Origin of the sequence: Candidatus Nitrosoglobus terrae (genome assembly GCF_002356115.1) — a bacterium.
Classification (GTDB): domain Bacteria; phylum Pseudomonadota; class Gammaproteobacteria; order Nitrosococcales; family Nitrosococcaceae; genus Nitrosoglobus; species Nitrosoglobus terrae.
In genome coordinates this window covers 1,472,133-1,498,607 of sequence record NZ_AP014836.1, presented here as the reverse complement: position 1 = coordinate 1,498,607, position 26,475 = coordinate 1,472,133, and the positions used below count along the sequence as shown (strand labels likewise).

The window sequence follows — 26,475 nt, the reverse complement described above, 5'->3', positions numbered from 1 at the left end:
GGCAGATTATAATTTCCCCATGGAGCTTGCTTACAGCGTTTCATATCAAATTTAGTCTTTACTTTTATCCAATGAGGATAAGGTTTAATTAAGTGATTACCGTAGGCTCTATTCGGTGTGTTTTCTGCTTAATTTGAGCTAAGTGATTCGCTAGTTGAATCAGATCGCTAAGGGCTATTTGCGTCTCTAATCCGTGTTGATTAGGATCGGGCTCAAATCTTTCCAAATAGACTCGTAGGGTAGCGCCCTCAGTTCCGGTGCCAGAAAGACGATAAATGATCCGAGATCCATCTTCAAAACACAGGCGAATTCCTTGCCCAGAGGTAATGCTCTGATCAACCGGATCGTGATAGCTAAAGTCGTCAGCGAGGGTTATTTGGTGTTGGTTAAATTGTTTGCCTATAAGGTTGGGAAGTTGCTGGCGTAGATCTTCTATGAGCTGTTGCGTTTGATCAGAGGGGAGATTCTCATAATCATGGCGAGAGTAAAAATTACGACCATACTTAGCCCAGTGTTTCCGAACGATAGCTTCTACAGACTGGCGTTGTGTTGCGAGAATATTAAGCCAAAATAAGACTGACCATAATCCGTCTTTCTCCCGCAGGTGATTAGATCCAGCGCCAAAACTTTCTTCACCGCACAGGGTTGCTTTACCGGCATCCAGTAGATTACCAAAAAATTTCCATCCAGTAGGGGTTTCAAAACATTCAATTTCCAGCGCTTTAGCAACCCGATCAGCGGCTTGGCTCGTAGGCATAGAGCGGGCGATGCCGGCTAATCCTGATCGATAACCAGGAATAGTATGAGCATGGGCAGCTAAAATAGCCAAATTATCCGAAGGAGTGACGAAGAAACGCTTGCCTAAAATCATGTTACGGTCTCCATCCCCATCAGAGGCCGCTCCCAGACTTGGCGCATTCGCTCGATACATTTTCGTGACCAGGGATTTTCCATAAACTAGGTTTGGATCAGGATGGCCGCCACCAAAATCTGGCAGAGGATCGCCATTGAGAACAGTGTTGGGGCCTGCACCTAGGCGGTGTTCCAGAATCTCCTTGGCATAAGGGCCAGTAATGGCATTCATAGCATCAAAATACATATGGAAAGCCCCAGTATCAAATAAAGCCTTGATTTTAGAGAAATCAAATAGGCTTTCCATTAATGCTGCCCAATCGGTAATTGGGTTAATGACCTCAACTACCGTCTCATTAAGATGATGAGTCCCTAGCGTATCTAAGGGTATATCGTCAGCTTTTAGAATAAAATATCGGTCAATTTTTTTACTCCGGGCGTAAATAGCCTCGGTGACAGATTCAGGGGCTGGCCCGCCATGGCTGGTATTATATTTCACTCCAAAATCACCGTTTATCCCTCCTGGATTATGGCTAGCAGAGAGAATAATGCCGCCAAAGGCTTTGCGGTGACGAATAACACAGGAAACGGCTGGGGTGGAAAACAGACCATGATGGCCAACTAAGACTCGGCCGATTTTATTAGCCGCCGCTATCTTAAGAATAATTTGGATAGCTTCTTGGTTATAATAGCGTCCATCTCCTCCTAGAATCAGGGTTTTTCCGGCGATGCCCTCTAAGCAATCAAAGAGGGATTGAATAAAATTCTCCAAATAATGGAGCTGTTGGAAATGTTTGACTTTCTTGCGTAAGCCAGAAGTACCCGGGCGCTGATCAAGATAGGGGGTAGTGGATATGGTATGGATACTATTCATGACAATTAATACTCTTTTAGCGGCTAGATAATTTCATAATGATGGCGTGGATAATTTGCATATCATTCCATTCGGTTATAAGAGATATGTGAAATTATCCCTTGATTCTGTAAATACTGCCCTTATCTTAAACTATTTAATACCAATCTAGTTTATATCATTGAAGGAGAACAAAATATTATGACAGCAATAAACCAGAAGGAAACCCTTGGTTTTCAAACTGAGATTAAGCAGTTACTGAATCTTATGATTCATTCTTTATATAGTAATAAGGAGATTTTTTTGCGGGAGCTGATCTCTAATGCAGCGGATGCAGCTGATAAGTTGCGTTTTGAAGCCTTAACTGATGATGCTCTCTATGAAAATGATAATGCGCTACGTATTTGCCTTAGCTATGATAAAGATAGCCGTACTATCACTATTACGGATAACGGTATCGGTATGGAACGCCAAGAGGTAATTGATAATATTGGCACGATTGCCAAATCAGGCACCCAGTCTTTTTTGCAAAATCTCTCCGGTGACCAAACTAAAGATATGCACTTGATTGGTCAGTTTGGCGTTGGTTTTTACTCTGCTTTTATTGTCGCTGATAAGGTCATTTTGGAGACTCGCCGAGCTGGGTTAGGCTCAGAGCATGGAGTACGTTGGGAGTCTAAGGGTGAAGGGGATTATACCATTGAGAATCTAGAGAAAAAATCCCGTGGAACGACCATCATCTTGCACTTACGCGAAGGGGAAGATGAGTTTTTAAATGGTTGGCGTTTACGCCACATTGTTACTCAGTACTCGGATCATATTAACTTACCCATTGAGATGAAAAAGGAAGATAGCGACGATAAAACGGAGGAAAGCGGTGAAGAGTGGGAACAAGTAAACAAAGCCACTGCCCTTTGGACGTTACCTAAAAATGAGATTACTGATGAAGAGTATCAGGCATTCTATAAACACGTTTCTCATGATTTCGATGATCCGTTCGCTTGGATTCATAACCGGGTTGAAGGGAAATTAGAGTACACTTCTTTATTTTTTATTCCCGTTCGTGCTCCATTTGATCTTTGGGAGCGAGATCATACCCACGGGATTAAGCTCTATGTACAGCGGACATTTATTATGGACAATGCTGAGCAATTGATGCCTCGTTATCTGCGCTTTGTAAAAGGGGTGGTAGATTCTAGTGATTTGCCCTTGAATATTTCTCGGGAAATTTTACAAAACAATAAGATCATCGATACCATCCGAGCGGGATCAACTAAAAAAGTTTTAGGGCTATTAGAGGATCTGGCTAAAGACGATTCTCAAAAATATCAAACTTTTTGGAAGGAGTTTGGGCGGGTGATAAAAGAGGGTCCTGGCGAGGATCATGTTAATCAGGCGCAAATTGCAAAATTATTGCGTTTTGCTTCTACTTATAGTGACACTGAAGCGCAAACCGTTTCCCTAGCGGATTATGTATCACGGATGAAAGCTGGGCAGGATAAAATTTATTATATTACCGCAGACAGTTTTCTTGCAGCTAAGAGCAGCCCGCATTTAGAAGTATTTCGTAAGAAAGGGGTTGAGGTTTTACTGCTTTCAGACCGGGTAGATGAGTGGCTAGTGGCTTCATTTTCTAAGTTTGAAGATAAGTTATTACAGTCGATCACTAAAGGTGAGCTTGATTTGGGTGATTTGGAAGATGAGCAGGAAAAACAGCAACAAAAAGAAGTTGAAGAAAATTTTAAAGAATTAACGGAAAGAGTTAAGAAAAGCCTTGGAGATAAAGTTAAAGAAGTACGAATCACTCATCGGCTTACCGATTCTCCAGCCTGTTTGGTAGTAGGTGAGCATGATATGAGCGGTTATCTAGGGCGATTGCTGAAAGAGGCCGGACAAGAAGCTCCCCATGTTCAGCCCACATTGGAATTAAATCCTGTTCATCCTATCGTTGTTCGCCTTAATAAAGAAGTAGAGGAAGAGTGTTTTAATGATTGGACCCATCTTTTATTTGATCAGGCGCTAATTACTGAAGGAGGGCGTCTAGAAGAGCCGGTGGCTTTTGTTAAGCGACTAAACCGGCTGATATTGGCAACTACTCACTAAATAGGCTACTTTTATTTACGATAGTAGTGGTATTTATATTACTGCTTATTTAGCTGTTTCTTTAAAGCAATGTTGGCAATAGTAAGGTTAATTATTTCAAACTCAGTAGGGAAGTAAAGTTTTAAATAAATTTCTAAAACTGGTGATATAAACCTAGGTTCAATATAACTAAGGAAAGAATAATGGGCTTAAGATTAAGGGTTTTAATAATAGTCATGGTGCTTGGTATAGGGTTTGGTGTACCAAGCTTTGCTCAAGGACTAGTATCCAATAAAGAGGCGATTGATCAAATTATTAAAAAAGCCCATAAAGGAGATGCAGACTCCCAGTTTGCGCTTGGAGCATTATATGCCAATGGCGTAGGTGTTCGGCAGGATTTTGATAAAGCTCAAAAATGGCTTGAAAAATCCCTGAAATCCTTTAAAAAAGCTGCAGTGCGAGGAAATGCTCATGCCCAATTTGCTCTTGGAATGTTGTATGGAGAAGGTAAGCACGTTCTCCAAGACTATGTGAGAGCCAGGGAATGGTTTGAAAAAGCCGCCAGCAATGGGAATTCGGATGCTCAGCTTGCTCTGGGGATACTGTATGAGGAAGGCAAGGGTGTTCGCCAAGATTATGGGAAAGCTTGGGAGTGGTTTAAAAAGGCGGCTGCCAGCGGAAACCCAAAGGCTCAACTTATGCTTGGAGCCTCATACGCTCAAGGTCAAGGTGTTCGTCAGAGCTATAGGGAAGCTAAAGAGTGGTTCGGAAAGGCTTGCGATAATGGGTATCAGATTGGCTGTGATCGTTACCGCGAGCTAAATGAAGGCGGGTATTAGTACGCTTTAATAGGCCGTATATGAAATTTGAGATCCTACCAGTCACTAAATTTATGCAAAATTGCACGCTCTTAATCTGCGAAGAAACTGGTAGGGCAGCGGTCGTAGATCCAGGAGGTGATGTAGGGAAAATTTTAAGCAAAGTTGAGTCTAATGGGATACAGATAGAAAAGGTTTTACTAACCCATGGACATATTGATCATGCAGGGGGTGCCTATAAGCTCGCTCGCCAACTAGGTGTACCTATTGAGGGACCACAAATAGAGGATAAATTTTGGCTCGATTTACTCCCATTTCAGAGTGAAATGTTTAGCTTTCCTCCGGCTGAATCCTTTACGCCTGATCGGTGGTTAGAGCAAGGTAGTACTGTTTCGTTTGGCCATGTGATTCTTGATGTCTATCACTGCCCAGGCCATACCCCTGGCCATGTGGTCTTTTTTCATCCTGATAGTAGTTTAGCGTTAGTGGGAGATGTACTATTTAAGGGTGCGATTGGTCGCACCGATTTTCCTCGTGGTGATTATGATACGCTTGTACAATCCATTCGTGAGCGCCTATTTCCCCTAGGTGATGAAGTTCAATTTATTCCGGGTCATGGGTCTATGTCTACTTTTGAAGAAGAGCAAAGATCTAATCCATTTGTGGGAAAAAATATCTAGGAATCACTGCCGACTATTCTAAGAAAATTTCCCAGTCAATTGTATTGCATACCCTAAACAGAGCGACATTCAAAGCTGGCCTAAAGCATATTGATCGGGACTTTAAAATAGGCAGTGCCATTGTTTTCTGGAGGAGGCATCTGCCCAGCACGCACATTAAGCTGTATTGAGGGCAGAATAAGTACCGGAGCCTCAAGGGTAGCATCGCGAGCGGTACGCGTCGCTACAAATTCATCCTCGCTAATTCCATCGTGCACATGGATATTGTATGTGCGCTCGTCAGCAACGGTGCTTTCCCATTGAACTGGGCGATTGTTGGGTGGATAGTCATGGCACATAAATAGACGAGTTTCCGCAGGATGATTGTCCAGCAGCTTGCGAATGGAACGATAGAGCTGCTGGGCATTTCCGCCGGGGAAATCAGCGCGAGCTGTCCCTACATCCGGCATAAACGTGGTGTCACCGATAAAAATTGTATCAGCGAATTGATAAGCAAGATCGGCTGGTGTATGGCCAGGAACAAATATTGCCTTTCCTTGTAGTTGTCCTACTTCAAAGGTATCACCGTCATCAAATAAGTGATCAAATTGAGATCCATCAGGTTGGAAATCCGCACCTAGATTGAATAATTGCTTGAAAACCTGCTGAACGATGGGAATGCGGCTACCAATTGCCGTTTTTCCACCCAGCGTTGATTTAAGGTAATGCATGGAAGAGAGGTGATCAGCGTGAGCGTGAGTTTCCAGTATCCAGTCAACAGTCAGATTTTTTGATTTGATAAATCGAATCAGAACATCAGCAGAAAGATTTTTTGTCCTACCTGACTTAGGATCGTAATCAAGTACGGGGTCAATAATGGCGCAATGTCCGCTTGGTTTATCATAAACAACGTAACTAATTGTGCGGGTAGTGGGATCAAAAAAAGCTTGGATTTCGGGCTGCATAATCGATTCTCTTATTGTTTATATTTATTATACTAATATATATATAATAAAAATATATATTGTATTAACATAATATTGATGTCAATGAGGAAAATTTATGATTGATTGGCAATCATTTACCCCCATCAGCGCGTTGACAGGCGGTATGATTATAGGTCTAGCCATCGCTTTGTTACTGATCGTTGCAGGTCGGATTGCGGGTATTTCTGGCATTGTCGGTGGGTTAATTGAGCTACGTAAAGGCGATTTTGCGTGGCGGGCTGCTTTCGTCAGTGGGCTATTGCTCGCTCCATGGTTATGGCGTGGATTTGGGGAATTACCTCTGGTGCGTATTGAAACTAATTATGGGGCACTGGTGTTAGCTGGGCTAGCAGTTGGGCTGGGTACTCGTTATGGTTCGGGCTGTACCAGTGGTCACGGGGTGTGTGGTTTGTCCCGCTTGTCGCTGCGCTCAGTAGTAGCTACTGTTTTATTTATAACGATGGGAATGGCGGCGGTCTATTTTATCCGCTATAGCTTAAGTTAAAACTACATAAACTACTATTTAGAGAGATGGCTATATGCTTATCTATCTGGCTGCATTATTCTCTGGGCTTATTTTTGGGATAGGGCTGATATTATCTGGGATGATCAATCCTGCAAAAGTATTAGCCTTTTTAGATATTACGGGTCGATGGGATCCTTCTTTAGTGCTCGTTATGGTAGGGGCTATAAGTGTTGCGTTTTTTGCGTTTAGATTTGCAAAGCGTTATGGCCAAACACTGCTGCTATTTCCCATTCAGCTACCTGAAACTCGCGCGCTAGATAGACGTTTAATATTGGGGAGTTTGTTATTTGGTCTAGGTTGGGGAATAGCGGGTATTTGTCCTGGGCCTGGATTGATTCTGGCGGCATCAGGATATTTCGGAGCAATCCTATTTGTTGTTTCCATGTTGTTGGGTATGCTGATTTTTGATTGGCTGGAAAGGTGTCGTTTTGCCAGGAAAAACCTAAACGCAAATGTGGATCACTGACCGTATAAATTACAGGATAGAGATGAAATTGGTTTGATATATCAGCAGGAAATGATAAATGCATCCGTGCGCTCGAATGTGTCAGTCATGATGAAAAAAAAGGTCTCTGCTGCTAGAGCCTGCGCCATGCTGAAAATTTTGGCCAATGAAGATCGGTTATTGATTTTATGTCAGCTTATTCAAGGAAGGAGCAGCGTTGGCGAACTGGAGCGGTTGCTTAGTATCCGACAGCCAACCCTATCACAACAGCTAACAGTGCTGCGGGAGGAAAAATTCGTATCAACCGAGCGTCAGGGAAAATATATTTATTACAGTATTGCCAGTCCAGAAGCGTTACAAGTTATTCATACTTTGTTTGAGCTGTATTGTCGAGATAGTTAAAAGTGCTTATGAATGCTATTTGGGTAGATTAATCTTTTAGCTATATTAAAAGGGCGCGAATAATCAACGGATTCCATGAGGGAAAAGAAGTGGATTATGGAAATTCAGCAACTACTTAGTTTTTTTCCAGGAATTATAGCGGGCTTTATTCTAGGATTGACGGGTGCTGGAGGGTCTATTATTGCTATCCCTTTATTGATCTTTAGCTTGCATATAACAGTTGCAGAAGCTGGCCCAGTAGCTCTATTTTCAATCGCTATCTCTGCATCCGTTGCCGTATCTACGGCTCTGAGACAAGGCATTGTTCGTTATCGAGCGGCTGGCCTTATTACAATCATTAGTATATTGCTGACTCCTACCGGAATCTGGGTGGCTCACCGGTTGCCTGATCCCTTATTAATGGCATTATTTTCGGGCGTATTGGTTATTGCCGCTTGGTACATGTACCACCGAAGCAGTTATTTAGCCGCGCCGTTGAGTAAAGATTTTTGCCCTCCTTGTCATTTTAGCTTGGAAAGTGGCCACCTGATATGGACGATCCCATGTGCTAGAGGATTGATATTTTCAGGAATAATAACTGGATTTTTATCTGGGCTACTTGGCGTGGGCGGCGGATTTATTACAATTCCTGCACTTAGAAAAGTATCTGATCTACCCATCCAAGCGGTAATAGCTACCTCACTGGCCATCACGGCACTCATTTCTACTATTGGTGTTATTTCAGCAACTTCTATGGGGTATATGAATTGGTCGCTTGCCTTACCTTTTAGTACTGGAACAGTAACCGGCACATTGATCGGCCGACGATATGCATATCACTTTGATGAAACCAGACTACAGCGCAGTTTTGCAATTTTAGCTTGGGGAATTGCGCTTATTATGTTCACTAAGGCGGTTTATTTTATTTAAGGTTAGATATTTCGCTCAAATAAGGTTGATTCTGCAATCATTCTATTAAAGTGAAAAAATGTTTAAACGATCACCAATGGCGCTTCCATCGATTCCATTTATATAAAAGCCCTGCAAAAATATCATACAGTAAAATTAACATTGGCTTTATCCCTGGAAGGGATATTAATTTAGCTTTCCAGCGTTCATTAGGTGAGTTTTTCCAAATAACTTCAAAAGCCTCAATACCTATTTTTATCTCCCCCTTTTCATTAATAGCATGAATTTTTTTGCGCACAAATTCCAGATCAGGCGAGACTTCACGATGAATACCGGTTTGGGTATGGACATCATTCCAGTCCACTTGGCAGTCAGCCATTTTAGTTTTTTGGCGATTTATCCCAGCGCGACATAGGGGGCAGGCGCTGTTGTAGTAGACTTTGATGGGTTTTTTGTCATTGGCTTCCATGATGCTATTCTCCTAACATATAATTAAAGTATCTTAATTCTAGTATGAGTATGAGTATGAGTATGAGTATGAGTATGAATGGGAAAAAATCATTATGGGACTGTTGATAGATGGAGAATGGCACAATCAGTGGTATGACACAGCCAGTACAGGCGGGCGCTTTATTCGCAGTGAGGCGCAATTCCGTAACTGGATCACACCAGATGGGAATGTTGGCCCAAGTGGTGAGGCCGGATTTAAATCCGAAGCTGGACGTTATCACCTTTATGTATCTCTGGCCTGCCCATGGGCTAACCGGGCATTAATTTTTCGGGCGCTAAAAGGTCTGGAAGACATTATCAGTGTATCCGTTGTTAATCCTTATATGGGGGAGCATGGCTGGACCTTTGAGTCTTGGCCGAATGTAGTTGCCGATCCCGTAAGCCAAGCAAATTATTTATATGAGGTCTACCTACGGGCTCAGCCCGCTTATAGTGGGCGCGTGACGGTGCCTGTGTTATGGGATTTGGATCGCAGTATGATTGTAAACAATGAGTCAGCTGAGATTATCCGTATGTTTAATTCGGCCTTTAACACCTTGGGTGCCAAAGAGGGAGATTATGCGCCTAGATCGTTATTGCCTCAGATTGATACTATTAATGCTGAAATTTACGATGCAATCAATAACGGGGTTTATAAGACAGGTTTTGCCACTTCCCAAGCGGTATATGAGCAAGAGGTCAGTAAATTGTTTTCATATCTTGATAATTTAGAAGTTAAACTTGGGCAGCAGCCTTATTTATTGGGTAATCGAATTACCGAATCTGATTGGCGCTTATTTACTACCTTGATTCGCTTCGATTCTGTTTACTATGGCCATTTTAAGTGTAACTTGAAGCGTCTTGCAGATTACAAGAATCTATGGGCTTATACTCAGGAACTTTACCAATGGCCAGAGGTGGCTAAGACGATCAATTTTGACCATATAAAGCAGCATTATTATCGCAGTCATCATAGCATCAATCCTAATGGGATTGTCCCGACAGGCCCTATTTTGGATCTGCTTCAGCTATCCAACCGCATCGCGAAGCCTTTGCCATAAAATAATGCTATCAGAGCTTTGTTATTCATGCTTTCAGCGAGGTCGCTAGAAAATAAAGGGAATAAATCTTTTAGTCTTAGCCATATAGCCAACATAAGTGGGAAAATGCTTCTTTAGCGAAGACTCTTCAACATTAGCTTTAATGATTAAGACCATAGTTAGGGTTATCAAGCCAATGAAATTTAGGTAATGAAAATTATAGATAGTAATACCCAGCATTGTTATAAATAGGCTGGTATACATGGGGTGGCGAATGTACTTATAAGGGCCACGGGTAATAAGGGTGGCATTATTTTTTGGTTCAGGATAGATGCTAAAATTACTGGGATGATTAAAGTAAATCGTAACTAAACCGGCACCTATACCCATAGCAAATAAAAATAACCCCCATGTAAATGCCTTGGTGTTATTAAAAGGAAGGCTGCATAAAATAATTCCTAAAATCTGTAAGACTACTAATACATAGCCTAGTGTTTTATTACTCATTAACCAGTAATCTCCAATGGATATTAGTGTTTATCTAATGTATCGTAAAATTTCTTCTTTAGGGAGAGGAAACAAGGCGCACAAATAAGCTAATTTGCTATGAAGAAGTGCAGAGCCTACGACGATCTCTAGCAACGATGCGCAATGTAATGATGCATGAAGCATAAGGGCGGATGATAGGTTGTTAACGGCGGCGTTCTTCTCTGTGAAGTGGGAATCTCCATCATTTTACGGCATGGGGATGCCAAAGTATTAGCGAAAATTAGGCTTTTAATTAAATAGGTATCCCTTAAAATGAATAATGAAACCATAAATACCTTACGTCGCTATTCTCTTCTTGGGAAAATAGAAGGAGCAGAGAAGACATTTTTATGTGGCAGACAGAGTCGTGAATTGGATTTAGAAAGCGCTGTTAACTTTTTTTTAGAGTTTCTGCAGGGATTTGAGAGTTTTGAGAGCTTTGATGTAAAGCTCCCTTGCGTTACCGTGTTTGGTTCTGCCCGATTTTCATCGGATCATTGTTATTATCGGCTTTCTAGAGAGCTAGGTAGTGCATTAGCAAAAGCAGGCTATGCAGTGATAACGGGCGGTGGACCTGGGATAATGGAGGCCGCCAATCGTGGTGCTAAAGAAGCTGGTGGTTTGAGTTTAGGCTGTAGCATTAAACTTCCTCATGAGCAAAGCCCCAATGCCTACCTTGATAAATTTATTGAATTTGAGCATTTTTTCGTGCGCAAGGTCATGCTAGTGAAACACTCTTCGGCTTTTGTGATTATGCCTGGTGGTTTTGGTACTCTTGATGAGGCTTTTGAGGTGCTTACCTTAATACAGACCGGAAAACTAGAACGTTTTCCCATTATTATGATGGGCGGGGAATTTTGGGGACATCTACAATATTTTATTCAAGAAACGATGGTAGAAGCGAGGGTTATAAGCCCAAGGGATGTGAATCTTATCCATCATGCCGATACAGTAGATGAGGCTATTCGTATTATTCAGCAGGCGTAGTTTGGTTATAATTTATTAGCTTAAAATATTTTTTAAAAAAGAGTTGAAACCAAGAAGTTTTTCTACTATACCTAAAGAGCTTAAAGTCTGATACGCAGACATAGCAGGAGGGAAGTAGACATGAGAAGGCTTTATTTTTTAATACCTAATGTTGAAAATGCCCGAAAAGTGGTTGATAAGCTTCTGCTTGCTCGGGTGGAAGAACGACATATGCATGCGGTAGCTAAAGAGGGAATTCCTATGGAGGGGCTTCCAGAAGCTAGGTTTATAGATACAGGGGATTTGATTCCAGCACTTGCTAGAGGTGGGGCTATTGGAGCCGTTACTGGAGCTGTGACAGGATTTGTAGCTGTCTATTTTTCACGCCATGAGATTATCCTTGATATAAATACGGTAGTGCTGGTAGCCGCGCTTGCAGGTGTATTTGTTGGGGGTTTAGCAGCGTCCATAATAGGTATGGATACGCCTAACTCACGAATTACAAGATTTAAGCAGGCGATAGCGGAAGGACAAATTCTAATGATGGTAGATGTTCCGAAGAATAAGGTGGATATAATAAGCGATTTAATGAAAAGTGATCATATTAAGATAGAATCTCAAGGGACTGAACCTACAATTCCTGCTTTTCCCTGATAAAGTAAAGTATAAAATGGGATAGAAAAATTTCATTTTTTCTCCCCCCATGATCTGAGTAATAGAATATCGGTGTTAGGTGGCGAGAATTCTCTATATTTTATTCTCGCCACCCCAATCACATAATCATCAGTAAATGAAGAATTAGGCGGTAGTTGTGCCTCGATGGGTAATGGGTACCAAGGGAAAATTGAATGCAACGGTACATCGGAGCGGCTACGCTTGTGTTATTGGTTACTATCGTGTTAGGTCGCGTACTTGTAATGGCGCGAAGCGGCACAAAGGCGATGAAGTTCGGTAAAACAGACAAATCGGACTTCCTGATTCTTCCATTTGTCGTATTCTACTTCTATCGGATCTTTGCGACTACCTTCCGTTGGCCGACAGTGGGTAGCTATGATGCCAGCCTACTTGATAGGGTTGCTTGGATGGGTGTAGTGTTCTGTGTAGCAGCACTCATATTGTGTGTCTGGAGCTTAGTGTCCTTCGGTACCAGCTTCCGCGTTGGAATTGATACCGACAATCCCAATAAGCTCATTACGACAGGGGTTTTTGCCTATAGTCGCAATCCTATATACGTGGCTTTCACAGCTATCTTGTTTGGGGAGATTCTTATAGCGCCAGACTGGTTACTTCTGCTTTACTTGGTCGCGGGAGTTTGGCTGTTCAATCGGCAGGTGATGCGGGAGGAGCAATTTATGGGAAGCCATTATGGCTCAGAGTATGTAATTTATCGCCAACGCGTTAGGCGATATATCTAGTGAATAGTCTGCCGTACCCAACTATTCCTCCAAGCGGATGGCCTACGGGTGCCGCTTAACTCAAGCGTTAGGCTGATATGCTATGGGCTAAAGAAAACCTTCATAAGGCTGCCCTGAGAGAGAAATAGTATTTACTCCCAATAGTATGCTTTCTAATGATTATCCTGTTGAAGGAATAGACAGTGGCGTACGCTATTGTTTATCAGCGTATCCAATAAATAAGGTTAACATGAAAGCCTACAAACAACGGTTTTATCCAACGCTGTCACAAATATTGACGTACTACTTGGATTCTTATTAACTTGAATTTAATCCCAGCCAGCACTTTTAATGTGTTTATAAAGCGATAATTTTCTATCCACTATAGATATTTCAATGTTATTAGCTAGAGAAGAACAATTCTTTGCTGCCCTCAAAGCAGCAGGGATGCCTACTGTTCCTAATGAATTTTCAGTAGTGCCGCTATATCAAGTAATTTCTAAAGCAACGCTAACAGAAATTAAGCAATTTATTCACGTATTTGAGCGAGTAACGACGCGTCCTAGTTGGCAAGAGGCTGTTTCTGTATCTGCTTCGGAAATTGCTAGGCATCGACGTGCCGAGACTTGTTTTTTCAGCGCTTGGGATTTTCATTTACCGCCAAACGGAGGTCCGCAGGTCATTGAATTTAACGATAATGGTTCTGGCTTGCTTTTTGGTGGGCTTATCAATGATCTTTATTATCAGTTTTTTAATTTATCTGAAAATGCCCATATTCAACACCCTTGTTCCTATACTGAATTAAGTGAAAAAGTAATCTCTTGTATTAAACAAGAGGTTACAGAATTTTTTGATCATTGGCCTCAGGGGATATTTTTAATATTAGAAGATTCTGAGGTATTGCAAACAGGAAAATTTCGATATGAATTAACCCTGTTACGGGATCTTTTTCGTCAGCAAGATTGGTCGGCTGAAATTGGGGCACCAGAAGAAACTTCCTATGAACAGGGAAAGCTCTTTTGGCGAGGAGAGCCGGTTTCTTTTATCGTGAATCGTTCCACTGATTTTTTATGGCAAACAGAGGCTTTTTCTGGAATCCGGAATGCTTATGAATTAGGCAAAAAATTATATATAGCACCTAACCCTTTTACTTATGTTACTCGTAGTAACAAGCGTTTATTAGAGCCGCTTTCTTTATCTGATTGGGATCAAACACTAGGTATTCAAGCTGATGAGCGCGCAGTGCTTAGTGCCCATGTTCCAGAAACCCATCTATTACGCTCAGATAATTTGGATAAGATCGCCCAGAAAAAAGAAGAATTTATATTTAAGCCCGCTCAAGGCTTTGCGGCTCAAGGATTACTAGCCAGCACTGAGGTAGGGCGATCCCGTCTGCGTCGGTTACTAAGAGAGGATCGGGGCTATGTAGCCCAGAAAAAAGTACCTAAAAACCAGTTATCAGGAGCAGGGTTAGAACGTACTCACTTATGGGCTGATCTGCGGGTTTGGGCCTATCGAGGAGAAATCTTACTTTTATCTGGCCGAGCTTCAATTCGTCCTGATGGCCTTGATTTATCACCCCCCGGTGGTTGGATTCCTACCTATATAGCCCCTGATAATTAGGCTAAGATAGAGTTTTCTCGTTATACAAATGGAGAAACTCCCCGAGTAAGGGGCAGAATTATTATTGCCATAGTACGGAAATCTGCTGTTCATCTATTGATTATGCTAGGTTATTTTTTGATAGATTTTGATAATAAAAATACATAGGAGTTAATTATATGACCTCTGATCGAAATTTTTCACAGTGGCGCCCCCATCCTTGGCATGGGCTGGAAGTTGGCTCTTATCCTCCAGAGCGGGTTCAGGCTTATATTGAGATCAGCCCTTTTGATCCAATTAAATATGAAGTGGATAAGGCTACAGGTTATCTTCGTGTTGATCGCCCTCAACATGGATCTTCCCTACCTCCCGCCTCCTATGGATTTATTCCTCGCACTCTTTGTGGCGATCAGGTAGCAAGTCTTTGTAGTGAGGCGGGAGAGGGAGGGGATGAAGATCCGTTAGATATTTGCGTCTTGAGCGGAAGGCCTATTAACCGATCAGAGGTAATTTTAAATGCAAGGGTAGTAGGGGGATTACAAACTATCGATCAAGGAGAGGTGGATGACAAAATCATTGCTGTACTAGAAAGCGATGATTTTTTTAATACAGCCAAGGATATTTCGGATATTCCTGCTATCCTCATAGATCGGCTAAGCCATTATTTTTCAACCTATAAAATAGTAGCCGATAACCCTTCCCCTGTTTTGGTTAAAAAAATTTACAATGCACAGCACGCTTTTCAAGTGGTTTCTGCCGCAATGAAAGATTATCTCGCTGAATTTCCCCAAGATTAATATTTTGATAAAGATCTAATAGTTTGGGTATATAAAGAGGGAATTTTCACTGTTTTATTTAATTTAGTTCATCAATGGCATCGCGATCGCAAAAACTTTTAGCTAAGAGTCTAGCAGCGATGCTATCGGCCATTGAGATTTATAACAAGCCAGATTTTAAGTATCGCGAGGAGATTTTCTCCATAATTGCCATTAATGCTTGGGAGCTGTTACTAAAGGCAAAATGGGTTCAAATGTGTTTGACAAGCATTACACGCGCATTAAAACCTAAAAGTAACAAAAGAATTAAGATGAGAAAGGCAAGCTGCGGCCTATAAAAGGTTGTACTATAGTTGCAGATCAGCGGGATCACCACGGCCATCGATAGCGGCGCATTGCCTTGGATTAAGTAAAGATTCACGTGGCCAGCCAGTTACTTTTGCTGCAGCATCTACTGCGTGCGCCCAAGTGCAGCGATTGGCAAATAGCATACCCGTTACATCTAGAGTGCCTCCTCGGCTAATATAACCAAGTGTCTTGGTTTTCATAGGCCCATTGTCGATGCGACGCAATAGGCCGATCATAGGTTCGGGCCTTGTGTGGGTAAGAATTACACGGGGCAGATCGGGAGGGAATAGGGATTGCACAGTAGCATCATCATCTACGAAAGCCCTTTCAATAGCATCACGTGGGATACGTAGACGGCCTGGTTCTAAAATAACGGTGACGCAGGTGCGCTTGCCAAGATGGGTTAGATGCTTATAGGCTTTGATTGCTTCGTCCAGTTGGTAAGCACCAATGGCAATGAGCTGCACGTCAGCATTAGCCGGATCGCCAATTGCGTGTGCAGATCCATCACGTACCAGCTTATGCACGGCATCAGCATTGAAGCGATTTTCAATATCCCGTTTAGAGACAATCATGCAAGCTAATTGGCCACGCTTTGAATAGACATCATATAGAGCAGCAACGGCGGTATTACTGTCCACTGGGAATAGTACACGAGAGGTATCGGACATTTCCCCTAATAGGGCTTCCCCAATACTTGGGTCTTGGTGTGATTGCTCATTCTTGCTGTTTTCCCAAGTGTGGGAGGTGACGATTAGAGGTACTGATAACCAGCTTGCAGGTCGATTAACTAAGCGCTGATGACGGGCAAAAATAATCTCTTGTCGCATTAAACCCAGCATCTTCATGGCAAACGCTTCATAGCTAACGATCAGATTTAAGCCACCCTTATTACCAAGTGCAGCGGCGGCAACGGCTTCCTCATTCAGCGCAGTAATGACGGCACCATGCTGATCTTCGAATACTCCGGGTTCAGGATCATTAACACGGTGCTTGAGCAATTTGAGTGTACCATTCATCTTGTTGCTAGCTAGCTCATCTGGGTTGCCAATCCGAATGCGGAGCTGAGGATTGGATTGAGCAAGTGCCATGAACCATTGATCCAACGCGTTCATAGCGTTACCCATACTGTCAGGCGTTTCCCAGTCCGGCTGCGGTAGGTTTAATGTAGCAGGATGGCGGTGGGCCATTGGGTGTTGGCTTTCTAGTGGGCGTTGCTGGATGTCGTGAGTGGCGATGGCAGTTAGCGCTTCATCTAATTCAGCCGGTGGTACAAACAGGGCAGTAGCGCCTTGGTTGAATAGTTTACGAGCAGTGGAATCAGTGCTGGGGTTACCTCCTAGCGGTAGGTTGTGCGCGGCATTAGTTCCAGCGCCGGGGAATCCAAAGCCTTTCTCAGTTTCAGCAATTACGTACGGTAGAGGAGCAGGATAACGTCGATTCGGATCAGCAGCAAAGTAACGCAGCACATCTTCTGATTCGATGATTGCCCAAGCGATAGCGGCTGGATCGCGACCATCTATAATGAAGGGTGAAAAGCCGTTATGGCGTACATCTTTCGCTAGCCAATCAACACCGCCCTCTTGCACAATCTGAGTACGTTGCTCAATACGGCGGCCATTAAGAATCATAATGGGTATAGCAAAGCCACTGTCTTGAGCGCGCCACCAGCGGGGTGCCCAGTCTGGGCCGCGCTGTTCCTCGAAAGCACCATCGCTCAGGAAAGCAACTAGCGACTCTCTTGGTAAAGGCATATGAATGTATTGTAGCTCTGCAAAGCCCAGATACCCGCCTTCTGATACGGCGCCCGCAGTATTTGGGCCGGCATGACTGCCCAGTGGCACGGCGGGGTGACCCTCAGCATCCATAGCATAGGAATAAAAATCTGTGCATAGGCGCGAGAGTCCCTCCTCGCTTCGATCATAACGACCCCGTTGTGCAGGCGATACATCGCCCGTGAGTGCATTAACAGCTTCAATTGCAGCTACGCAGTGACCTTGGCCCATAATCCAGCCGCGTGTGATCCCAGTTAGCGCGTTGGCTAACAGATAGCCGACAAACGCGGGTACCATGTTAAGCGAGCCGCCAGTATGGCCTTCAGGCGTTAGCTTAAAATCTTCAGCAGTAAGAGGTGCGCCAGATAGATTGATGCGGCGTGCATAAGTCATATGGGCGACCACATTCATGGCTACACAGCTTAAGCGATCAGCAGCAGCAAGTAGTGTATAGGCGACATCTGTATTAGCAATACGGCCTTCAGTCACCAGCCGAGTAATCAATTTTTCGATACGCTCGATTGTTTCAGCTCGGTGAGTAATAGGACCATGGCCTGAAATCCAGCGTTGATGGTAAGTGGAGGTTGTGATCATGGCGCTCTCGTTATCTATGAGTATTAGGAATTATTATAAAAATTGTAGCAGCTATTGCAGTCTTTAGTACTGCAATAATCTTATGAGATAGCCATCAGTTCCTGAGTGTGATGGGCAATGATCCATTCCTCGTTAGTAGGCTCCACCGCAACTCGCACCTGACTGCTAGGAGTAGAAATAATCGCTGTATTATTGGCATTAGCATTGAGATCAAATTTAACACCAAGCCAAACTAGTTCACGGCAGATACGTTCACGTACAAAAGCATTATGCTCACCGATGCCTGCAGTGAATACCAATAAATCTAGGCCGCCCAGCACGGCGGTAAGTGCGCCAATCTCACGCACAATACGGCGTATGTATAACGCTAATGCTAGGCGTGCGCGTTCACCTTGCTCACTAGGGTCGTTTTCATGTTGCACGATTATTTGAGGTTCAGCAGAGATTCCGGATACACCCAGTAGACCGGATTCATAGTATAAAATGTGTTCTATTTCTTTTAGCGTGAGTTTTTCAGTTTCCATCAAATAAATCATCACACCCGGATCAAGTCCGCCGCTACGAGTGCCCATCATCAACCCATCAAGCGTTGAAAAACCCATTGTAGTAGCGATGCTTTGCCGGTTATTCATCGCACACAGGCTGGCTCCGTTTCCTAGATGAGCAACAATCACTCGACTGTGGGCAAGATTGCCATGACGTTCCGGTAGGACGTGGCTAATGTAGTTATAAGAAAGGCCGTGGAAGCCATAGCGGCGTAAGCCACGCTCCCAAGCTGAATAGGGTAGTGGAAAGATCTGTTCTACTTTCGGCAAAGTATGATGAAAAGCCGTGTCGAAGCAAGCGACTTGAACAGCATTGGGTTGCTGTTCAAGGAGTAAACTCATGGCTGTTAAAGGAAAAGCTTGATGTAACGGTGCTAGTGGAATCAGTGTACGTAGCTCAGCGATGATGCTGGAATTCACGACCATTGGATTGAAGTATTTACTACCACCATGGACGATCCGGTGAGCAATGAAAGCAATAGGACAGCCGTTTAAGTAAGCGCTGATGCGGGCTTGGATTAACGCTAAGGCAGCGGTATGGGGATGCTCTGAATCTAATACAATGTTGTACGGTGCAGTGCCAGTTTCGCTAAACATTGGGTCTGAACTGCTGATATTTTGCACTTTGCCGTTCCACAGGGGCGTGCGGGGCAGAGGATTGGCATCAGCGTCAAATAGAGCGAATTTGATACTTGAAGATCCATAGTTGAGCACTAAGATGAGATTCTGCTTTGAAGCACCCATGGCTTATCTCTGTAATTGTAAAACTTAGAGAGTATGAAAAATATTAAGTAGAGGTTATCTAAGGAGTGATACGTATAGAATTGATTAAACCTTATAATCTAAATTTATCTGAGGATTCTGGGCTATTTATAACTAGCTATTGAGTAGCTTGGCCTGAAAATCTAAGGCAAAATCTTTGCTCTGGGTATCAGCATTGTAGAATTTGATTCCTATCGGTTTGATAATCTTATAACCACTCTTTTTAGCCACTTTAAGATATTCTTTATAGGTTTTGCTATCCATTTCTTCCTCATCAAAGACTATTTCACTATCATTATTCAGGCTAATCAGGACTTTTTCTTTCCATTCATCGCGATCCAGCAAATAGCCGCCTTTTGGCTCAATGATGACTTGATAATAAAGTGCATGGTTTTTGATATCGTTGATGATGAGCAAATAATCAGGGCTAAACCTTCGTCCATCTTGAGGACTATATAACCAATAATCTAATTCATTGCGTATCAGGTATATTTCAGCGCCTTCATATTTGCTGCGTAACTCATCAATTTGACTGGCAATATATTTTACGAATCGCTTTTCTTCGCTCGTGCCATAATTCTCATTGTAGGCATACCAATCTGCACGTTTAATATTGTATTGAAGCTCGGCGTTGTCATGATCCGATTGTGCTTTTGCGCGTTCATCGCTACTAACAAAGGTTTTCTCGCCCGTGTGATCATGGGTTGGGAAGGACATCAGGTAGATATTCTTTTCTTTCTCAAATACCTGAGATAAGGATACGGGTCGAAATTTTTTGCTACCGATTTCCTTGGGCATATTCAAATCAATGGATTTACGTATCTCAGGGAGAATAACCCCAACCAGTAGCTGTAGTTTCTCGTGCGGATCGAGTTCATCAATACTTTTACCATTTTCGTAGGTGTATTGTATTTCGTATTTGGGTAGATACTCACTAATCAAGATATCTATCGTTTCAATGCCCTTGATGTGTTCGCAAAGATTATTAAAACGGAAAAAATGACCTTCAGCCGATACCAAAGCCTTGCGAATAATCGGCAGGGGGAAATATTGTTCAGTTATAGTAATTATCTTCTGTGTTTTTTGTCCGGCAATGATTTGATTTTCTTCCCGATCCGACAACCCTCTGGCCTGTAAGCGATAGGAGTTTGCCTTGATAGTGTGTTTAAACGTTGTATCAATTTCCTCATCAGTTGTTTTAGTGCGCTTGATAGGATGATTGACCAGCACAAAACCCTTGCGGTACGTATCGCTTTCAAGGAATTTTTGCTTCATCGTGATAGTTTTCTTGTCTATCCCCTCATTCATAATCCCTTCACCTAACAGCTCACGTTGTAGATCATTAAGAAACATCCCCGTTTTGACGAAGTGATAGACCAAAGTTTCAAGCACCCGCCCTTCATCGTAAGGAGCATTATCAAATTTTCTCTTATACTTATTAAACTCGAGTCTTCCACCAGCGAACATGTTCATCATATCTTTTTCATGATTACTCTTATTTTTGTAGGAATAGGGCAACTCATAGGGGTTGTACCGCGCACCCCGGCCAATCAACTGAATATCTTGCAAGGAGACTTTCTTTTTTTCAGAGAGATCGAAATGAACAATGTCATATAAATTCAGTACATCCCAGCCTTCATTTAACGCATTGACCGAAAAGATGGTGCGTATCGTGTTTCGGGGACTATCCAGCAAAGGTAATAAATTGGCTTTTTCCTTCTTCTGGCTGTTGTAGATCAGGGTATTATCATGGGCAAAACTTGCGCGTATTTCTGCTGTAAATGTCGGCAAACCATCATTTTCTTGCTCACCTGTTAAAGCTAATCCATTTCTGGGATCGGCAAGCCATTTGAACATATCTGATAAAATCTTGTGCTCAAGATCTGTGTTCCCATAGCTAAATTTTCTTAAATGATCCAAATCTTCTGGCCGTAGTGAGCCAATAACGTTATCAAAGAAGGTACGATCGGCTTCACTTTGGGCAATGCTGACGGATTTGATGAGTACAATAGGGCGAATGGAAATCCCCATCACTCGTTCGGCAAATAAGCGCCGATATTCACTCAACGCCACGGCATTGACGATAAGTAAGCGTTTTTGGTTTTCAATGTGAGTCTCATGGTTGTATAAAAATTTAATGTCTTTACTGTAGCCGTCTTTGTTGAATGCTAAAAAATCATAGCGATAAATCAGCTTATTTTTATATTTAGCGTGTATGGCTTGATTGGCTAGATCAACGGTAGCGGTAAACTCTAATAACATATTTTCTTTATGAGCGTTTACTGTTGATATCACGGCGGTTTCCCAGTTACGGGCTTCTTCACAGTCGGTTTTGTTTTTGCTGCGGGTATCTACATTCAAGCGATGGGCTTCATCAGCGATAATCACCGTATGATGGTGCTTAAACATTTCTGCCGTCAGCGCGTTTTCATGATCTTCTTTTAAGCGAGCATAGAGCAGGGCAGTGCTAAAAAACATAAAGTTAATCGCGTTGCTATCAGCTTCTTCAACGTTACCGACTTGTTTTACGGCAATATTACGCCCGTTGATTTTGATACCCTTGGGATTGAATAGGTATTTTTCAAATTTATAGTCAGTAAAGTTTTTGATGGCTTGGGCTTGAATTTGGAGTTGATGAACTAAAAACAGAAAGTTACGATAACCCTTCTCATACAAAAACAGCACCACCGAAGCCATAACCAGTGTTTTACCCGTACCCGTGGCCATGTTGAACAATAAATGCTTAGCTGTGCTCCGATCACGGTCGTATAAGAAGATAAAATGCTTTAGGGCGTTTTCTTGGTATTCACGCAGTCGCTTGGTCGGGTGTAAGTTGTCGGTAATATAGCGGGGTATTTCGTAGCCTCTCGCCCATAGCTGATACTCTGGGTTGGCTGCTATCTGCTTGCATAGAAAATCATCAAGTGTGGCGCTGACTTGGATTTTAGTCTTTGCCATAAAATCTATCCGTCAACGCTTTTTCATCAGCCGTTACCTTATGCCGTGTGTCGTTCATATCGGCATAGTTTAGATAGAGTTGGTTTTCGTCGAGTATAGAGATCAGCTTCTCTTTAAATTCCTCTAAAAGTGCTGATCGGGAGGTTTCATCTTTCTCAAACTCAATACGATCAAACCAAAACTGCAAGAAAGCATTACTCAGCATGTCAGCACGAATACCTTTAAGCTCTTTCACGCTGGTAGCTTTGGTAATACGGTCAATATATTCTTGGTTATATTTCTTCAGCTCAAAATAAACAAACGAACCGCCACCAGCCCAGCCAACCGCTTTACTAACGCCACCTTGTTCACCGGCAATGACCTTTTTGAGCCGTTCTTTAGCAATTGTTTCGATATAATCCATCTGCTCAATACCAACCCAACGGCGGTTCATTTTATGGGCAACGGCTGATGTAGTACCTGAGCCTAGGCAAAAATCTAAAACAATATCGCCTTCTTTTGAGCCTATATGAACAATTCTTTGTAATAACGACTCTGGTTTTGGTGTGTCAAATTTGGCTTCCCCATCAAATAAATTTTTAATATCTTGTGAAGCAGTTTGATTGTGACCAACTTCTGTATATTTCCAAATAGTAAGTGGAACCATCCCATCTTTAACTTCTGATAAAAAACGCTTAATACGTGGCACATTCCCGCCCATATAGATTCTATTATCAGTGAGTCTTTCCAAAAAAAATTTTTTGGAAAGCCTCCAGCAGCGACCTGCTGGAGGCTTTGCTGTCGTCCCATTAGGCATTTTAATTGGATAATCGTAATCTGCACTATATGTTTTTACAGTCATATCGCCAGATTGCCATGGTCCACGGGGGTCATTATCCGGATTAGAATATCTCGCATTAGCTTCTTCTGAACGTGGCAATAAATTCGGTTTCCAAACAGATTTATTTTTTGCGTAGCAAATAACAAAGTCGTGATTATCAGAAAAGTATCGTGCGTCATTTGACGGTGAGAACTTCTTTTCCCAAATAATATTATTTACGAAATTATCTCGTCCAAATACCTCATCCATCAAAACTTTCAGATATGCTTGTTCAGTGTCATCACAACTAACCCAAATACTACCCTCATCACTCAATAAGTCCCTAGCAACTTCAAGACGGTTCTTCATAAAGGTCAGCCAAGCAGCGTGGTTGAACTTATCGTTATATTTGAAACTGTCATTACCCGTGTTATAGGGCGGATCGATGTAGATAAGCTTTATTTTGCCTGCTAGCCGTTCTCGTAAGGTGTACAATGACAGCAGGTTATTGCCCTTAATCAGAAGATTTTGCGTTAAGTCACCATTCTCATCAAAAAATTTAATATCGCTGCTTGCGGTAAGCAGTGTTTCACCGTCTTTATCGATAGAGCGAAAATTAGTCAGTACTTTGGGTTCTTCAAGGGTATCAATATCTTTTTTGTCCATTGTAAGATGCAGGAAGCGTTCTTCACGTCCTTGATCTTCCTTGCTCATACCCGCTTCTAGTACGGTATCTTTGAACGGGAAGTTGAGGATCACTTCAGTATCGTTTTTAAGGAAACTACGCTTATCGTTGCTAAATAGCCCGATTTTGTTGCTATATTGGGTGTATCTGCCTTTTTTAAGTGGGTTTTCTGCCATGCCATTTACCTTTTTCTTTTTTTATTAGCTCGTAATATCGGCTAGCTTTTGATTTTATTTAGGCAGCGTGTCTAGGATGAAAATAGAGAATTAAGCCACCTAATCAAGGTAAAGTGGAGATAAGTAAGAGGCTATAAATGAGTCTAACGGCCAACGATAAAAGCTGCATTGCAGCATGGGGGAGGGATGATTGCTGATAGCAGGGATTAGCGTGATTCTAGTTGATATTTAGAGACTAAGATTATTTAATAATAGGCGCTTTTAATTTTTAACTTTTAAATGTTACCGCTACGGGAATAAGGTGAGGGAGTTTAACTAAGATAGAAATTAATCCTTGCTATTCAATTCATATTATTTGGCGTATCACATGAATACTTATCTCTCACTTGGATAAAACTCCTCATCCAGCACTTGCTCAACCGTCCAGCCTGTTTGTTCAAAACTTGTTGGAAATACTATTTTAGCTAAACCAGTCTCAGCAGAAACTTGGGGCACGCAATCTAAGTACATCTCTATTACTGTATTATCTAATTTTGGTTTAAGACTTGGGTTTTTCTTAATCAATCTGCTTATTTTTCGTCTTTGCTCAACAATGGTGCCTTTCCAGCTATTACTACGGTGTTCAGGTTGATATTGCCATTTCAGCAAATGAACCATAAGAACCGTTAATCTATTCTCTAATTGTCCTAGTTGGTTTTTCCCCATATCTTCAATTTCTTCAATCAATGCATCCATATCTACCTCGCTAATTCGACCTTGTCTTAATAGCCGTACCGTTTCTTGTGTCCAGCCATAAAAATCAGTTTCATAGGTACTCATAAACAATCATTTCCTATCATTTCGGTATAAAGTTTTTAGAAATTTGTTCGCTAACCTTAGGGACTCTGTTATCTCTTTCTTGTTCCCACGAGGTTACGGGTCAAAAGTACTTTGGATTTGAAGACATACAAGGATATATTTTTCAATCGTTTACACATTATCAATTACCCAAAAAACATGAATTCTTTATCTGCTGAAACTTGGGCTTGGATTATTTTCATTACTATCGTTGGCATTTGTTTTCATGTTAAATTTAATGAAAAAGCCATTGCCTATGGTCCCGCTATTCTCACGACCCTTGGTATCTGTGCTACCTTCTTAGGCATCTCTTTAGGACTATATCATTTTGATGTCAATAATATTGAACAAAGCCTGCCTAATTTGTTATCTGGATTAAGAACCGTTTTTTGGGCCTCCTTTGCAGGTGTTTTCGGAGCATTAACCATTAAATTTCGCTATTACCTTTCCTCTTCCCATAAAAAGAGCAGTGATATCGATTATCCAATTCCTCACCCACAAGATCTTGCCCCCTTGTTGCAAGGTATTCAGAAAGCTTTAACTGGTAATGAAGAGACCTCTCTTGTTTCCCAACTTAAGTTACTTCGCCAAGATTTTAAAGATTCATCCAAGGAGATTAAAGATTCATTCAAGACTGAATTAGGCGCATTTAGAGCAGAAAATAATAACAACTTACACAAGTTAGAAATGGCACAAAATGAGGCGATAAAAAAACTCTCTGAAATGGGATCAAAATCTTTGATAGAGGCGCTTCAAAATGTGATTCAAGATTTTAACCATAAACTTACAGAACAGTTTGGAGAAAATTTCAAAGAACTCAATAACGCAGTCGGTAAGCTGTTAGATTGGCAAGAAAACTATAAAAATCATATCGAGCAAATGACCCAGACTTATCAAGCTATTTGTCAATCCACAGAAACCGCTACTCAAAGCTACCAACAGTTAGTAGATAAGTCAGAGGTTTTTACTCAAGTTGCTGGCGATCTTTCAGGGTTATTAACTGCCTTAGAATCCCAAAAAAATACCTTGATCCGTACCTTGGAATCTTTGGGAACCTTATTAACCCGTGCCTCCAGTAGCCTGCCAGAAATAGAAAATAAAGTGATGGAGCTAACAGATCAGCTCAGCCGAGCAGTGCAAGAGAATCAAAAGACCATCAATCAGTCTTTATCAGAAAATACGGCACTGCACAAAGTAGCCATAGAAAAAGTCGGGGAAGATCTCAATCAAACTACCCATAGTTTACAAGAGAAATTAGCTCATGTAGTCGCTGAAATAAGCAGGCAGATCGTAGATTCAACTCAAAATACCACTAGAAATTTAGAAAGTGCTATTTCTAAGGTAGGCGAGCAAATGAATAGTGCAACAAGTGGATTTATCGATTCATCTAGTGCTCAGCAAAGAGAAGTCCATCAGGCAGTGACTGAAAGTATAAAGCAAATGCGCACTGCTACAGAAGAGGTAGGACGAGATTTAACACAATTAAACCAAGAGTTTAAGGGATTTATTGAAAATACTCGCACACAAGTAGCGACTTTAGATAAAGCGCTCTCTGAAGAACTGACTAGATCGCTAAACAGTTTAGGACAGCAACTGACCAGCTTATCCGAGAAATTTGCTAGGGATTATTCCCCATTGACTGAAGAGCTACGTAAGGTAGTTCAGCTCGCTAATCACAGATAAGCACTTA

24 protein-coding genes are annotated in these 26,475 nt (G+C 42.0%); 15 read left to right on the top strand and 9 right to left on the bottom strand.

From position 1 onward, the window contains the following. Positions 1–88: 88 nt before the first annotated feature. Positions 89–1,726 (bottom strand): alpha-D-glucose phosphate-specific phosphoglucomutase, encoded by a 1,638-nt coding sequence (locus TAO_RS07030; protein ID WP_096527244.1) that lies wholly within the window; start codon positions 1,724–1,726, stop codon positions 89–91. A gap of 180 nt (positions 1,727–1,906) precedes the next feature. Between TAO_RS07030 and htpG the strand changes: the two genes are divergently transcribed. The 3 genes from htpG to TAO_RS07015 all read left to right on the top strand — a co-directional run bounded on the left by htpG (position 1,907) and on the right by TAO_RS07015 (position 5,285). Further along, positions 1,907–3,808, top strand: coding sequence for a molecular chaperone HtpG (gene htpG / locus TAO_RS07025; protein WP_096527243.1), 1,902 nt, complete (start codon positions 1,907–1,909; stop codon positions 3,806–3,808). Between the two features lie 182 nt (positions 3,809–3,990). After that, positions 3,991–4,626 carry a tetratricopeptide repeat protein gene (locus TAO_RS07020; RefSeq protein ID WP_096527242.1) on the top strand — a complete coding sequence of 212 codons (636 nt, stop codon included), beginning with the start codon at positions 3,991–3,993 and terminating at the stop codon, positions 4,624–4,626. Between the two features lie 20 nt (positions 4,627–4,646). Next, a complete protein-coding gene (locus tag TAO_RS07015; RefSeq protein WP_096527241.1) occupies positions 4,647–5,285 on the top strand; it encodes an MBL fold metallo-hydrolase in 639 nt (212 codons plus the stop codon). Between the two features lie 80 nt (positions 5,286–5,365). Here TAO_RS07015 and TAO_RS07010 read toward each other — a convergent pair whose 3' ends face one another. Next, positions 5,366–6,229, bottom strand: a complete 864-nt coding sequence (locus TAO_RS07010; RefSeq protein WP_096527240.1) for an MBL fold metallo-hydrolase — start codon at positions 6,227–6,229, stop codon at positions 5,366–5,368. A 97-nt stretch (positions 6,230–6,326) separates the two neighbouring features. Between TAO_RS07010 and TAO_RS07005 the strand changes: the two genes are divergently transcribed. The 4 genes from TAO_RS07005 (at position 6,327) to TAO_RS06990 (ending at position 8,532) form a co-directional block, all read left to right on the top strand. Next, entirely contained in the window at positions 6,327–6,755 is a 429-nt protein-coding gene (locus TAO_RS07005; protein WP_096527239.1) for a YeeE/YedE family protein, read from the top strand. Between the two features lie 34 nt (positions 6,756–6,789). Beyond that, on the top strand, positions 6,790–7,242 hold the full coding sequence (locus TAO_RS07000; RefSeq protein ID WP_096527238.1) for a DUF6691 family protein: 453 nt from the start codon (positions 6,790–6,792) through the stop codon (positions 7,240–7,242). A gap of 87 nt (positions 7,243–7,329) precedes the next feature. Beyond that, positions 7,330–7,623, top strand: coding sequence for an ArsR/SmtB family transcription factor (locus TAO_RS06995; protein WP_231910617.1), 294 nt, complete (start codon positions 7,330–7,332; stop codon positions 7,621–7,623). A gap of 96 nt (positions 7,624–7,719) precedes the next feature. Continuing rightward, positions 7,720–8,532: a sulfite exporter TauE/SafE family protein gene (locus TAO_RS06990; RefSeq protein ID WP_096527236.1), complete on the top strand. Its 813-nt coding sequence runs from the start codon at positions 7,720–7,722 to the stop codon at positions 8,530–8,532. Positions 8,533–8,602: 70 nt separating this feature from the next. Here TAO_RS06990 and TAO_RS06985 read toward each other — a convergent pair whose 3' ends face one another. Continuing rightward, positions 8,603–8,980: a thiol-disulfide oxidoreductase DCC family protein gene (locus tag TAO_RS06985; RefSeq protein WP_096527235.1), complete on the bottom strand. Its 378-nt coding sequence runs from the start codon at positions 8,978–8,980 to the stop codon at positions 8,603–8,605. A 94-nt stretch (positions 8,981–9,074) separates the two neighbouring features. Between TAO_RS06985 and TAO_RS06980 the strand changes: the two genes are divergently transcribed. Further along, positions 9,075–10,061, top strand: a complete 987-nt coding sequence (locus tag TAO_RS06980; protein WP_096527234.1) for a glutathione S-transferase family protein — start codon at positions 9,075–9,077, stop codon at positions 10,059–10,061. A gap of 45 nt (positions 10,062–10,106) precedes the next feature. On the opposite strand, the gene TAO_RS06975 is transcribed toward TAO_RS06980, so the two are convergent. Continuing rightward, a complete protein-coding gene (locus TAO_RS06975; protein ID WP_096527233.1) occupies positions 10,107–10,547 on the bottom strand; it encodes a methyltransferase family protein in 441 nt (146 codons plus the stop codon). A 294-nt stretch (positions 10,548–10,841) separates the two neighbouring features. Here TAO_RS06975 and TAO_RS06970 point away from each other — a divergent pair, with 294 nt between their 5' ends. From TAO_RS06970 to TAO_RS10120, 6 genes are all read left to right on the top strand, one after another. Then, positions 10,842–11,555 (top strand): LOG family protein, encoded by a 714-nt coding sequence (locus tag TAO_RS06970; RefSeq protein WP_096527232.1) that lies wholly within the window; start codon positions 10,842–10,844, stop codon positions 11,553–11,555. Between the two features lie 120 nt (positions 11,556–11,675). Further along, positions 11,676–12,188, top strand: coding sequence for a DUF1269 domain-containing protein (locus TAO_RS06965; protein WP_096527231.1), 513 nt, complete (start codon positions 11,676–11,678; stop codon positions 12,186–12,188). Between the two features lie 194 nt (positions 12,189–12,382). Continuing rightward, positions 12,383–12,949 (top strand): methyltransferase family protein, encoded by a 567-nt coding sequence (locus TAO_RS06960; protein ID WP_096527230.1) that lies wholly within the window; start codon positions 12,383–12,385, stop codon positions 12,947–12,949. 375 nt (positions 12,950–13,324) lie between these two features. Continuing rightward, positions 13,325–14,551, top strand: coding sequence for a hypothetical protein (locus tag TAO_RS06955; protein ID WP_096527229.1), 1,227 nt, complete (start codon positions 13,325–13,327; stop codon positions 14,549–14,551). Between the two features lie 158 nt (positions 14,552–14,709). After that, on the top strand, positions 14,710–15,327 hold the full coding sequence (locus tag TAO_RS06950) for an inorganic pyrophosphatase (RefSeq protein ID WP_096527228.1): 618 nt from the start codon (positions 14,710–14,712) through the stop codon (positions 15,325–15,327). Positions 15,328–15,401: 74 nt separating this feature from the next. Then, entirely contained in the window at positions 15,402–15,644 is a 243-nt protein-coding gene (locus TAO_RS10120; protein WP_331712985.1) for a DUF3644 domain-containing protein, read from the top strand. Positions 15,645–15,653: 9 nt separating this feature from the next. On the opposite strand, the gene TAO_RS06940 is transcribed toward TAO_RS10120, so the two are convergent. The 5 genes from TAO_RS06940 to TAO_RS06920 form a co-directional block, all read right to left on the bottom strand. Next, positions 15,654–18,023 (bottom strand): phosphoketolase family protein, encoded by a 2,370-nt coding sequence (locus TAO_RS06940; RefSeq protein WP_096527227.1) that lies wholly within the window; start codon positions 18,021–18,023, stop codon positions 15,654–15,656. Positions 18,024–18,103: 80 nt separating this feature from the next. After that, positions 18,104–19,312 (bottom strand): acetate/propionate family kinase, encoded by a 1,209-nt coding sequence (locus TAO_RS06935; RefSeq protein ID WP_096527226.1) that lies wholly within the window; start codon positions 19,310–19,312, stop codon positions 18,104–18,106. 132 nt (positions 19,313–19,444) lie between these two features. Beyond that, entirely contained in the window at positions 19,445–22,288 is a 2,844-nt protein-coding gene (locus tag TAO_RS06930; protein WP_096527225.1) for a DEAD/DEAH box helicase family protein, read from the bottom strand. Beyond that, positions 22,275–23,948 (bottom strand): site-specific DNA-methyltransferase, encoded by a 1,674-nt coding sequence (locus TAO_RS06925; RefSeq protein WP_096527224.1) that lies wholly within the window; start codon positions 23,946–23,948, stop codon positions 22,275–22,277. The genes TAO_RS06930 and TAO_RS06925 overlap by 14 nt, the downstream gene beginning before the upstream one ends. A gap of 375 nt (positions 23,949–24,323) precedes the next feature. Continuing rightward, a complete protein-coding gene (locus tag TAO_RS06920) occupies positions 24,324–24,767 on the bottom strand; it encodes a DUF29 domain-containing protein (RefSeq protein WP_096527223.1) in 444 nt (147 codons plus the stop codon). A 177-nt stretch (positions 24,768–24,944) separates the two neighbouring features. Between TAO_RS06920 and TAO_RS06915 the strand changes: the two genes are divergently transcribed. Then, positions 24,945–26,468: a hypothetical protein gene (locus TAO_RS06915; protein WP_096527222.1), complete on the top strand. Its 1,524-nt coding sequence runs from the start codon at positions 24,945–24,947 to the stop codon at positions 26,466–26,468. Positions 26,469–26,475: the final 7 nt, after the last annotated feature.

What these genes read in the sequence shown, in the direction of transcription:
- TAO_RS06925 (WP_096527224.1), bottom strand. Translation starts at nt 23,948, where the DNA reads ATGGCAGAAAACCCACTTAAAAAAGGCAGATACACCCAATATAGCAAC.
- TAO_RS06965 (WP_096527231.1), top strand. Translation starts at nt 11,676, where the DNA reads ATGAGAAGGCTTTATTTTTTAATACCTAATGTTGAAAATGCCCGAAAA.
- TAO_RS06935 (WP_096527226.1), bottom strand. Translation starts at nt 19,312, where the DNA reads ATGGGTGCTTCAAAGCAGAATCTCATCTTAGTGCTCAACTATGGATCT.
- htpG (WP_096527243.1), top strand. Translation starts at nt 1,907, where the DNA reads ATGACAGCAATAAACCAGAAGGAAACCCTTGGTTTTCAAACTGAGATT.
- TAO_RS06940 (WP_096527227.1), bottom strand. Translation starts at nt 18,023, where the DNA reads ATGATCACAACCTCCACTTACCATCAACGCTGGATTTCAGGCCATGGT.
- TAO_RS07015 (WP_096527241.1), top strand. Translation starts at nt 4,647, where the DNA reads ATGAAATTTGAGATCCTACCAGTCACTAAATTTATGCAAAATTGCACG.
- TAO_RS06950 (WP_096527228.1), top strand. Translation starts at nt 14,710, where the DNA reads ATGACCTCTGATCGAAATTTTTCACAGTGGCGCCCCCATCCTTGGCAT.
- TAO_RS06970 (WP_096527232.1), top strand. Translation starts at nt 10,842, where the DNA reads ATGAATAATGAAACCATAAATACCTTACGTCGCTATTCTCTTCTTGGG.
- TAO_RS06915 (WP_096527222.1), top strand. Translation starts at nt 24,945, where the DNA reads ATGAATTCTTTATCTGCTGAAACTTGGGCTTGGATTATTTTCATTACT.
- TAO_RS06985 (WP_096527235.1), bottom strand. Translation starts at nt 8,980, where the DNA reads ATGGAAGCCAATGACAAAAAACCCATCAAAGTCTACTACAACAGCGCC.
- TAO_RS06995 (WP_231910617.1), top strand. Translation starts at nt 7,330, where the DNA reads ATGATGAAAAAAAAGGTCTCTGCTGCTAGAGCCTGCGCCATGCTGAAA.
- TAO_RS06990 (WP_096527236.1), top strand. Translation starts at nt 7,720, where the DNA reads ATGGAAATTCAGCAACTACTTAGTTTTTTTCCAGGAATTATAGCGGGC.
- TAO_RS07005 (WP_096527239.1), top strand. Translation starts at nt 6,327, where the DNA reads ATGATTGATTGGCAATCATTTACCCCCATCAGCGCGTTGACAGGCGGT.
- TAO_RS07020 (WP_096527242.1), top strand. Translation starts at nt 3,991, where the DNA reads ATGGGCTTAAGATTAAGGGTTTTAATAATAGTCATGGTGCTTGGTATA.
- TAO_RS06930 (WP_096527225.1), bottom strand. Translation starts at nt 22,288, where the DNA reads ATGGCAAAGACTAAAATCCAAGTCAGCGCCACACTTGATGATTTTCTA.
- TAO_RS07030 (WP_096527244.1), bottom strand. Translation starts at nt 1,726, where the DNA reads ATGAATAGTATCCATACCATATCCACTACCCCCTATCTTGATCAGCGC.
- TAO_RS10120 (WP_331712985.1), top strand. Translation starts at nt 15,402, where the DNA reads ATGGCATCGCGATCGCAAAAACTTTTAGCTAAGAGTCTAGCAGCGATG.
- TAO_RS06920 (WP_096527223.1), bottom strand. Translation starts at nt 24,767, where the DNA reads ATGAGTACCTATGAAACTGATTTTTATGGCTGGACACAAGAAACGGTA.
- TAO_RS06975 (WP_096527233.1), bottom strand. Translation starts at nt 10,547, where the DNA reads ATGAGTAATAAAACACTAGGCTATGTATTAGTAGTCTTACAGATTTTA.
- TAO_RS07010 (WP_096527240.1), bottom strand. Translation starts at nt 6,229, where the DNA reads ATGCAGCCCGAAATCCAAGCTTTTTTTGATCCCACTACCCGCACAATT.
- TAO_RS06960 (WP_096527230.1), top strand. Translation starts at nt 12,383, where the DNA reads ATGCAACGGTACATCGGAGCGGCTACGCTTGTGTTATTGGTTACTATC.
- TAO_RS06955 (WP_096527229.1), top strand. Translation starts at nt 13,325, where the DNA reads ATGTTATTAGCTAGAGAAGAACAATTCTTTGCTGCCCTCAAAGCAGCA.
- TAO_RS07000 (WP_096527238.1), top strand. Translation starts at nt 6,790, where the DNA reads ATGCTTATCTATCTGGCTGCATTATTCTCTGGGCTTATTTTTGGGATA.
- TAO_RS06980 (WP_096527234.1), top strand. Translation starts at nt 9,075, where the DNA reads ATGGGACTGTTGATAGATGGAGAATGGCACAATCAGTGGTATGACACA.